Origin of the sequence: Marinovum sp., from assembly GCF_034669705.1 — a bacterium.
In the GTDB taxonomy this organism is placed as follows: Bacteria; Pseudomonadota; Alphaproteobacteria; order Rhodobacterales; family Rhodobacteraceae; genus Marinovum.
The window spans coordinates 42293-50084 of the sequence record NZ_JAXMOR010000035.1 but is presented as its reverse complement, the minus strand read 5'-3'; the positions used below and the strand labels follow the sequence as shown (position 1 = coordinate 50084).

Annotated in this window: 5 protein-coding genes and 1 pseudogene; 5 read left to right on the top strand and 1 reads right to left on the bottom strand. The window is 65.5% G+C overall.

All coding sequences use genetic code 11. The features are described from left to right. Together VOI27_RS19365 and VOI27_RS19360 are read left to right on the top strand one after the other, a co-directional pair. Positions 1-793, top strand: a pseudogene (locus tag VOI27_RS19365) (chromosome segregation protein SMC); the annotation flags it as partial. A gap of 61 nt (positions 794-854) precedes the next feature. Continuing rightward, a complete protein-coding gene (locus VOI27_RS19360; RefSeq protein WP_323767596.1) occupies positions 855-1226 on the top strand; it encodes a hypothetical protein in 372 nt (123 codons plus the stop codon). Positions 1227-1277: 51 nt separating this feature from the next. Here the strand turns inward: VOI27_RS19360 and VOI27_RS19355 are convergent, their stop codons facing one another. Continuing rightward, positions 1278-2045, bottom strand: a complete 768-nt coding sequence (locus tag VOI27_RS19355; RefSeq protein WP_323767594.1) for an IclR family transcriptional regulator — start codon at positions 2043-2045, stop codon at positions 1278-1280. A 119-nt stretch (positions 2046-2164) separates the two neighbouring features. Here VOI27_RS19355 and VOI27_RS19350 point away from each other — a divergent pair, with 119 nt between their 5' ends. The 3 genes from VOI27_RS19350 (at position 2165) to VOI27_RS19340 (ending at position 7788) form a co-directional block, all read left to right on the top strand. Continuing rightward, positions 2165-3766: a GMC family oxidoreductase gene (locus tag VOI27_RS19350; protein WP_323767592.1), complete on the top strand. Its 1602-nt coding sequence runs from the start codon at positions 2165-2167 to the stop codon at positions 3764-3766. Between the two features lie 250 nt (positions 3767-4016). Then, positions 4017-5111, top strand: coding sequence for a TRAP transporter substrate-binding protein (locus VOI27_RS19345; RefSeq protein ID WP_323767590.1), 1095 nt, complete (start codon positions 4017-4019; stop codon positions 5109-5111). Between the two features lie 358 nt (positions 5112-5469). After that, on the top strand, positions 5470-7788 hold the full coding sequence (locus VOI27_RS19340; protein WP_323767588.1) for a TRAP transporter large permease subunit: 2319 nt from the start codon (positions 5470-5472) through the stop codon (positions 7786-7788). Positions 7789-7792 lie beyond the last annotated feature (4 nt).

Here is a 7792-nt window from a genome sequence, read left to right as displayed (position 1 = left end):
CCGCGCCGAGGCCGCTCAGGAAACCACCCGCACCGCCGCCGAGCGGATCGAGGACGAACTCGAGGTGACGCCTGCGAAACTGCTCGAGAAGCTTGGGGTGAACCCCGAGGAGATGCCGGCGGCCGAGCGGATCGAGGAGACGGTCAACCGGCTCAAGCGCCAGCGCGACGGGCTCGGCGCAGTCAACCTCCGCGCCGAGGAGGACGCCCGCGAGGTGCAGGAAGAGCATGACACGCTGGTCAGTGAAAAGACCGACCTGGAAGAGGCGATCCGCACCCTGCGCGGCGGCATCGCCAGCCTCAACCGCGAGGGGCGCGAGCGCCTGCTGACTGCCTTCGAGCAGGTGAATTCGAACTTCTCGATGCTTTTCACCCATCTCTTCGGCGGCGGCGAGGCGAGCCTGGTGCTGGTCGAGTCGGATGATCCGCTGGAAGCCGGGCTCGAGATCATGTGCCAGCCGCCGGGCAAGAAGCTCTCGACCCTGTCGCTGCTTTCTGGCGGCGAGCAGACGCTGACCGCGCTGGCGCTGATCTTTGCGGTCTTCCTCGCCAACCCGGCGCCGATCTGCGTGCTCGACGAGGTCGACGCGCCGCTCGACGATGCCAACGTGACCCGTTTCTGCGACCTGCTTGACGAGATGTGCCGCCGCACCGACACCCGCTTTCTGATCATCACCCACCACGCGGTGACGATGGCGCGGATGGACCGGCTGTTCGGCGTCACCATGCAGGAGCAGGGGGTCTCGCAGCTGGTGTCGGTCGACCTGAAGAAGGCCGAGAAGCTGGTCGCGTGATCGTGTGCCCGGGGGGCGGCGGGATCGGCTAGGCTGCGGCCAGAACTCCGGAGGTGTGCCGATGCGGTTTCTGTTTGTCCTGTGTCTTGCGGCCACGCCGCTGGCGGCTGATCCGCTGGCGCGGGACAGTGATCGCGAGATCGGCTCTGACGCGCTCGACAACCGGCTGCGGGGCGCGCGCATCGCCTTTTACGACGGTGGTGTATCGGAATATTATGACGACGGGCGCTATACTTACACCTATGCCGATCAGGGTGGCACCGGCTATGGCTATTACGAGGTGTCCGGTGACAGCCGGGTGTGCATCGATTTCGTGAACGGGTTCTCGCGCTGCGATCTCTATGTGCTGGATGCGCAGGGCCGGCTGGTGGTGATCACCGAAAAGGGCGACCGGTTCCCGGTGCGGCGAGAGGCGGAGAGGCGCGACAATTAAGTCCGGCACTGTTGCGAGAGGAGGGCTTCGGGGACCAGTTCGCCGCGGCGTTCAGTCGTCAGGAAAGAGCGAGCCGCGCAGCTTGTCGGCGGCGTCGCGCAGCACGTCCTTGCGGGCAATCGCCTGCTCGAGTGAGACCCGCTGGGTCGGCGCGTGAAAGGCCAGCGCCGCCACGAAACGGCCCTGCGGATCGGTCACCGGCACCGCAATCGCCACCATCCCCTCAAGAAACTCCTCGCGATCGAGCGAATAGTCGTGCCGGGCAATCGTCGCCAGCTCTTCAAGCAGGCGGTCAGGGTCGGTCAGCGTGGCGTCGGTCATCCGGGTGAGCTGCAGCGAGGCCACAAAGCGGGCGCGGGCGTCGGGTGCCAGGCTGGCAAGGAAGCATTTGCCGCTGGCGGTGCAGTGAAATGGCACATTGGTGCCGATCGGCAGCTGGATGCGGAACGCCCAGTCGGTCTCGACCCGGTCGAGATAGCGCATGCCGGTGTCCTCGGGCATCACGTAGTTCACCGTCTCGCGCACCTCGCGCGAGACCTCGAGCAGGATCTGATGGCGGGCGATCTGGTCGCGCGAGCTGTACATCAGCCCCGAGCCCAGTGCACGCAGCCGCCGCGATATCTGATAGCGCCGGTCGGCCCCGAGCCGGGTGATGAAACCGTGCTCCTCCAGCGTGCCGCAGAGCCGGTGCAACGTCTGTTTCGGCAGGCCGAGGTCCTCGTTGATTTCCGTCGCGGTCATCGCCCGATCACTTTTCCCAAGGATTTCAAGGATCAACAGGGTCCGCAGATTGGGCGGTATCCGGTCTGGGTCAGCCATCGGGACGCTCTCCGGGCAAATAGTCTGTGGATTTCTATGCGAATCACTGTAGCGTGCATTCAGTAAAAATCGAGACCTATAGTCTCATTTTACGACGCAGCGGCCGAATTGGGGGCATATTGGAGTTCGATTTCGTCATTGTCGGCGCCGGATCTGCCGGGTGCGCGCTTGCCAATCGGCTGTCGGAATGCGGCCGTTGGAGCGTGGCGCTGCTCGAGGCCGGGCCGAAGGACACGAACCCCTGGATTCACATCCCCGTCGGTTATTTCCGCACCATGGGCCACCCGCGCAGCGACTGGTGCTACCGCACCGAGGCCGACACGGGCCTTGCCGGCCGGACGATCCCCTGGCCGCGCGGCCGGGTGCTGGGCGGGTCGAGCTCGATCAACGGGCTGCTCTATGTCAGGGGCCAGCCGCAGGATTACGACGGCTGGGCGCAATCCGGTTGTCGGGGCTGGTCGTGGGACGAGGTGTTGCCCTGTTTCAAGCGCGCCGAGCGCTGGGAGGGCGACGATCCCGACGGTCTGCGGGGCCGCGACGGGCCGCTTTCGGTGCAGACCTCGCGGCTGACCCGCGAGGTGGTCGACCGCTGGATCGAGGCGGCGCAGCAGGCCGGCTACAAGCAGGCCCGCGATTACAACGGGGCCGATCAGGAGGGGGTGGGCTATTTCCAGCTGACCATGCGGGGCGGCCGGCGCTGCTCTGCGGCGGTGGCCTATCTCAGGCCGGCGCGGCGGCGGCAGAACCTCGAGGTGATCACCGACGCCCAGACCGAGAAGGTGCTGCTGTCAGAGGGCAGGGCGGTCGGGGTCCGGGTCCGGATCGGCCCCGGCTTTCACGAAATCCGCGCCCGCCGCGAGGTGATCCTGAGCGCCGGCGCCATCGGTTCGCCGCAGATCCTCATGCTCTCGGGCATCGGTGACGGCGCGGCGCTGCAGCGGCTGGGCGTCGGGGTGCGGGCCGATCTGGGCGGGGTGGGCCGCAACCTGCAAGACCATCTGCAGGCCCGGCCGGTGTTCCGCACCGATCTGAGCACGATCAACGTCGAGACCAGCAACCTGTTCAAACAGGCCCGGATCGCGCTGCAATACGCGCTCAGCCAGCGTGGGCCGATGACCATGGCGGCCAGCCTCGGCACCGGTTTTCTCAAGACCGAGGCGCATCTCGAGACCCCCGACATCCAGTTCCACATCCAGCCGTTCAGCGCCGACAGCCCGGCCGAGGGGCCGCACCGGTTCTCGGCCTTCACCGCCTCGGTGCTGCAACTGCGCCCGGAAAGCGCCGGCCACCTGGAGCTGAAATCCGCCAACATGGACGACCATCCGGCGATCCATCCGAACTACCTGGCCACCCCGACCGACCAGAGAACAATCGTCAAAGGCATTCAAATTGCACGCAAGATCGCCGCGACCGATCCGCTGAAATCGCATATCATCAGCGAACATGCGCCGGGAGACGGCGTGGCCTTTGACGACGAGGCCGCGACGCTCGACTGGGCCCGGCGCACCGCGGTGACGATCTATCACCCCACCGGCACCTGCAAGATGGGGACCGATCCGATGGCCGTCGTGGACCCCCGGCTGAAGGTGCACGGCATCGCCGGCCTGCGGGTCGCCGATGCCTCGATCATGCCGCGGATCGTCAGCGGCAACACCAACGCCCCTGCCATCATGATCGGCGAGCGGGCCAGCGATTTCATTCTGGAGGACGCCACGGCCTAGCGGACGACAGACACCCGGGATTCCGGCGGCCTGCCCTGCGAGGGGAGGTCGTCGGGATACGAAGACCCCGGAGACCGACAAGAGGAATTCCGGCGGCTTTTTGGGAGGGAAGTCGTCGGGATACGACCCACCGGCGGCCATTCGGGAGAGGGGGCCGCGAAGAGAAGAGACCAGACAGGCCCGGATCAGCGCCTTCGCCTCCGGGCCGCACAGCAACAAAGAAGGCGACCACATCACGGGAGGAAAACTGATGTTCGATCTCAAGACCCTGACGGTGGGGGCCGCGGCCCTTGCCCTGAGCGCCACGGCGGCCTTTGCCGAGACGGTGATCCGGGTGCAGTCGGTGATCCCGGCGCAGGCCGACGAGGTGACCATGCTCAAGGAGTTCGCCGAGGATGTCTCGGCCCTGACCGGCGGATCGCTCACCATCGAGGTGCTGCCCGCGGGCGCGGTGGTCGGCGTGCAGGAAACCCTCGACGCGGTGGACAGCGGGCTGATCGAGGGCGGCTTTGCCTGGACGCACTACTGGTCGGGCAAGCACCCGGCGGCGATGCTCTTCGGCTCGCCTGTCGCGGGCGCCGGTGTCGGCATCGACAATATCGCCTTTGTCAGCTGGTTCCAGTACGGCGGCGGCAAGGAGCTCTACGACGAGCTCTGGGACGAGATGGGCATGAACGTGAAGGGCTTCATGCTGCAGCCGGTGGGGCCCGAGGCACTGGGCTGGTTCAAGGAACCGATCGCCAGCATGGACGATTTCCGCAAGTATCGCTTCCGCACGCCGCCGGGCATCCCGGGTCAGACCTACAAGGATATCGGCGTCGCCTCGGTCGCGATGGGCGGCGGTGACATCCTGCCGGCGCTGGAGAAGGGCACCATTGATGCCGCCGAATGGTGCTGCCCCAAGCCCGACTCGGTCTTCGGGTTCCAGAAGGTGCTGAAGCACTATTACCTGCAGGGCCTGCATCAGGTGGTGGTCAACGCCGATCTCTACATCAACGGCGACGTCTATGACGGGTTGACCGATCTCGAGAAGAAGGCGCTGGAAGTGGCGGCCAATGCCTCGCTGTCGAAATCCATGTCCTACCGGATCTACGAGAACGGCAAGGCGCTGAAGGACCTGACCGAGAACCACGGCGTGATCCTGCATGACACGCCGGCGGATTACTTCACCGAGTACATGGCCGCCGCCAAGGCCGCGCTGGAGACCAATGCCGCCGAGAACGAGTTCTTTGCCAAGGTCTGGCAGAGCCAGAAGGACTTTGCCGAGGTCGCGGTGCCGTTCTGGGCCGGGGCGCAGACCTCGAACGCCAACCTCGGCCGCGCCTTTGCCGACACGCTGAAGTAACGCCAACCCCGCCCCGGGCCTGCCCCGGGGCCTCCACCGCGCCGCGACCGGAATGGGACGCCTGAGCCTGGGTCTGCGGGGGCGCGATACGGCGGCTGCCGGGGATGTTGGTCCGGGAACTCGCTCCGGACCCTGATCCGCGCTTGACCCGGGGCTTCTTGCCAGAGTGCCGCAGAGGCCCCCGGTCAGGCCCGAAGCGGGGTCACACACAGCTACACGAAAAGGGACCTGCCATGGCGGAAGAGGTAGTCTCCGAAGAGCTCTACATCGCCGGCGGGCGGATCGTCGCGCAGACGGCAGAGGCCACGGGTCAGGCCTGGGGCAGGGTCACACACAGCTACACGAAAAGGGACCTGCCATGGCCGAAGAGGTAATCCCCGAAGAGCTCGACATCACCGACGAGCTGATCGCCGAGCGCCGTGCCGAGGCGCCGGGGCAGACGCCGGAGGACATGACAGACTGGCAGCGGCCGATCACCGCCACCATCGACGTGATCAACCTCTGGGCCGGGCGGATCATCTGCCTGCTGATGATCCCGCTGATCCTCGCCATCGTCTACGAGGTGTTCTCGCGCAACATGTTCGCGGTGCTGACCCAGAACGGCATGAACGCACAGGCCATCGCCTGGGGCTTCGGTCCGACGCTCTGGGTCTATGACGTGTCGCGGATGCTGGGCGGCGTGCTCTTCATGGCCGCCGCCGGCTATGCGCTGATGCGCGGCGTGCATATCCGCGCCGATTTCCTCTATCGCAACTGGTCCGACAAGACCCAGGCGACGGTCGACGCAGTGCTCTATCAGGCCTTCTACATCCCGGCGATGCTGTTTTTCACCTGGGTCTCGGCCGAGTACTGGCTCAAGGCCTTCGTCTCCGGCGAGCAGGCCAGCGATTCCACCTGGGCGCCGCTGTTGTGGCCGGCGCGCCTGGCGATGCCGGTGGGCGCTTTCCTGCTGCTGATCCAAGGGGTCCCAGAGCTGTTCCGCGCCTTTCACAAGATGGGACCGGCGCGCGAAGCCAGGTTCCTCAAGGTGCTGCCGTATTACGCCGTGGCGTTGGGGATCGTCACCGGCGCGGTGTTCTTTCCCGACGTGGTGCCGCTGGCGGACTGGTGGACTTCGGCCTTCGGCCGCGAGGGCCTCTTGGACGTCGACAAGCCGATCATCGGGCTGATCATGCTGGCGGCGATGCTGTTTGCGATCTTCGTGGGTTTCCCGATCTCCTTCACGCTGATCTTCCTCGGCTTCGTCTTCGGCACCTGGGGGGCGAACTTCAAGCTCGCCACCTTCCTGATGACGCTGCAGACCAATTCGGTGATGCTGTCGGACCAGCTGGTCGCAGTGCCGCTGTTCATCTTCATGGGGATCGTGATGGAGCAGGCCGGTCTGATGGAGCGGCTGTTTCAGGCGGTGCAGATGATGATGAGCCGGACGCGCGGGGCGCTGTTCATCGCCGTGCTCTTCGTCTCGACGATCTTTGCCGCGGCCACCGGCATCGTCGGCGCCTCGGTGACGATCCTGGGCATCATGGCGGCGCGCACCATGAACAAGTCGGGCTATGACGTGCGGCTGGCGGCGGGCACCATCACCGCAGGCGGCACGCTGGGTATCCTGATCCCGCCGTCGATCATGCTGATCGTCATGGGGCCGGTGCTCGAGGTGCCGGTGACCGACCTCTTTCGCGCCGCCATCATCCCCGGCGTGATGCTGGCGGGCCTCTACCTGCTCTATGCGCTGGGCCGCTGTTGGCTCAATCCGAACCTCGGACCGATTTTGTCGCCGGAGGATCAGCCCGAAACCTCGCGGTACTACCTGCTGGAAGTCGTGCTGGTGATGGCGTCGCTGATCGTGCTGATGTGGCTGATCACCCGTGGCATCACCACCGGCTACGGGTTCTTCTTCGGCGCGCTGATCGTGCCGCTTGCGTGGATCGGCGTGATGTACGGGGTCTATACTTGGTTGCACACTGCCAAGCCCGGCGGCTTCTACTTCTCGGACCTCTGGTACGAGTTCTTCATGGGGCTGGTGCCGCCGACGGTGCTGATTGCCTTTGCCTTGGGCTCGATCCTCGCTGGCTGGGCGACCCCGGCCGAGGCCTCGGCCTGCGGTGCCTTTGGCGCGGTGCTGCTGTCGATGCTCTATCGCAGGTTCACCATCCCGGGGCTCTACGACGCGCTGATCAAGAGCCTCGAGATCACCGTGCTGATCATGTTCCTCGTGGCGGCGTCGAACTTCTTTGGCGCGGTGTTTTCGAACCTCGGCACGCCGAAGATGCTGACCGAGCTTCTGTTGTCGCTCGACATGTCGCCGGTCCTGATCCTGATGCTGATCATGGCGCTGATCTTCCTGTTGGGTTGGCCGCTGGAATGGGTGCCGATCGTGCTGATCATCGTGCCGATCCTGATCCCGACGGTCACCTCGCTCGACCTCGGCTTCGAGAACCAGAACGACCTTTTGATCTGGTTCGCCATTCTGGTGGCGGTGAACCTGCAGACCGCCTGGCTGAGCCCGCCGGTGGCGCTCTCGGCCTATTTCCTCAAGGGCGTGGTGCCGGAGTGGGACCTGCGCGACATCTATCTCGGGATGATGCAGTTCATGGTGATCCAGCTCATCGGGCTGATCCTGATCTTCGTCTTCCCGCAGATCGCGCTCTGGTTGCCGAACTACATCTACGCAAACTGACCGC

Bases quoted from the DNA above. Each gene is read 5' to 3' on its own strand.
- VOI27_RS19360 (WP_323767596.1), top strand. From the start codon at position 855: ATGCGGTTTCTGTTTGTCCTGTGTCTTGCGGCCACGCCGCTGGCGGCT.
- VOI27_RS19355 (WP_323767594.1), bottom strand. From the start codon at position 2,045: ATGGCTGACCCAGACCGGATACCGCCCAATCTGCGGACCCTGTTGATC.
- VOI27_RS19345 (WP_323767590.1), top strand. From the start codon at position 4,017: ATGTTCGATCTCAAGACCCTGACGGTGGGGGCCGCGGCCCTTGCCCTG.
- VOI27_RS19340 (WP_323767588.1), top strand. From the start codon at position 5,470: ATGGCCGAAGAGGTAATCCCCGAAGAGCTCGACATCACCGACGAGCTG.